This window comes from Ferroplasma sp. (genome assembly GCF_037442045.1).
Classification (GTDB): Archaea; Thermoplasmatota; Thermoplasmata; order Thermoplasmatales; family Thermoplasmataceae; genus Ferroplasma.
In genome coordinates this window covers 1-1,887 of sequence record NZ_JBBIRC010000086.1, presented here as the reverse complement: position 1 = coordinate 1,887, position 1,887 = coordinate 1, and the positions used below count along the sequence as shown (strand labels likewise).

Here is a 1,887-nt window from a genome sequence, read left to right as displayed (position 1 = left end):
CAAAAGGAAATGGAATTTATTGAAAAATAAATATTTATACATATTCGGTTCAGAGTGGTTTGGAATGGTTATAGCAACACTTGCAGTTGCACAGGTATTCTTTCTTGTTTCACGTTATCTTGTAGACGTTGAATTAAAATATATAGGTGAAGTATTTTTTGGCCTGGGCATTATATTATTTATTGTAATATTCGCCCTGTGGTCTTTGCGTGGAGTTACTGCCCATGATAAGAAATTCACGCACTGGAATAGTTTAACAAGGCTCAGTTTTATTGCATTAATACCTATAATATCCTTTATAATAAATCATATTTTAATAGACCTGATCGGCATGACAAAACTTCTTGCGCAAATTTCACTGTATAATTATTTCTTCAGCTATTTTCTTGCAATGACTCTTGGAGTGCTTTTAGGATACAGATTGTACACTAAAGAAATAGACAAAAATGAAATAAATTACGCAATAATTATACCGCCACTTTCTATAGGAACAAGCATATTTCTTGCCACACCGCTTATGGGATATTATCATGGTAATCTTGCTGAATCCATCTATTTTCTTGTTTTGATGGGCCTTGGAATATTCTTCTTTCTTTATATATTTATTGGATCGGTGGCTTTATCAGGGCACGTTTCAAACAAATCAAATTCTACACTGCCAACTACAATGCTGCCTGTTGGTGTTTCCAGCCTTATCATTATAAATTTATTATCAATAACATCTTTTGGGCCTGTAATAGGGCATATGGTACTTAATATTGGAACTGTAGAATTTATTTCAATACTTTTATGGGGCTTTGAAGTCTGGAATTTCCTGGTAGTCTTTATACTGCTGTTCCAGAAAAAAACATTTGGTTATCTCTCTGTATGGGCATATGGCTTTCCTTTAGGCCTGTTTGCAACTTCAACCATTAAACTGGAGGCTGTTACAAGAATTGCTGTTCTCGGAGATGTTTTTATTTTTATCTGGGCAATGCTGATCATACTCTGGTTTTATGCTTTATTAAATACCTATGTTTTTGTTTCCAGAATAAAAAAATCCTCTAAAACATAATATTTTATTTAAAAGAGTTCAGGATTCTCATTTTGAATTTTTGACATGGCATTACTGAAGCTATCCATAACTTTTACCACTATCAGGGCTGAAAGAGCCATTATTATGCCTACCAGTGTAATTATATATGGAAAATAAAGAAATTCTGAAAGTTCACCAAAAACAAATGCCATCACTGGAGAAGAACTCACTGAAAACATTGCAGTTAATGAGTTAAATTTTCCAGTAATGCTGCTCGGGATAGCATTGATTACTGTAGTTTCAATATAAACATTGACAAATGCAAGAATTACACCAGATAAAAATGTAAATATGCCATCCATAAATGGAATCCTGTTAAATGATATTAAAACAAAGATAATTCCAGTCAAAAATATATAAACCGCCATTAATTTTTTGCTATTTTGATATTTGCGGTAAAAACTATGCATTGATATCAACCCACCGGCAAGCATTCCGGCTGGGAATCCAGCTATAAAAAATGTATAATATACTGAACTTGCATGCATTACAATATAAACAAGGCCAGAAGCAAAGACATCAATTGCAACAAACATTCCATTCAAAAGCATGGTTAAAAGTAGAAAGGGAACGATATTTTTCATTATTTTTACTGTGCTTCTGAAACCATTTTTTACTTTTCTACGTTGGGAAACCTTTATTGTTCCTGGCATGAATACAATCATTAATGCAAAAATGGAAATACCAATCAGCGTGATATAAACGCTTGAATATTTCAGGTAAATAAAAAAGCCACCGAGAAATATCCCTGCAAGGGTAAATATTCCGGAACTGAACTGATCAGCAGACTGCGCCATGGCCATATGGTCTGC

The 1,887-nt window shown here is 33.4% G+C and carries 2 protein-coding genes; one reads left to right on the top strand and one right to left on the bottom strand.

Going from position 1 to position 1,887, the window contains the following annotated elements; genetic code table 11:
• On the top strand, positions 1-1,054 hold a 1,054-nt coding region (locus tag WKI77_RS07550), incomplete at its 5' end, for a hypothetical protein (RefSeq protein WP_337861212.1).
• A gap of 8 nt (positions 1,055-1,062) precedes the next feature.
• Here the strand turns inward: WKI77_RS07550 and WKI77_RS07545 are convergent.
• The coding region (locus tag WKI77_RS07545) for a hypothetical protein (protein ID WP_337861211.1) at positions 1,063-1,887 on the bottom strand (825 nt) is incomplete at its 5' end.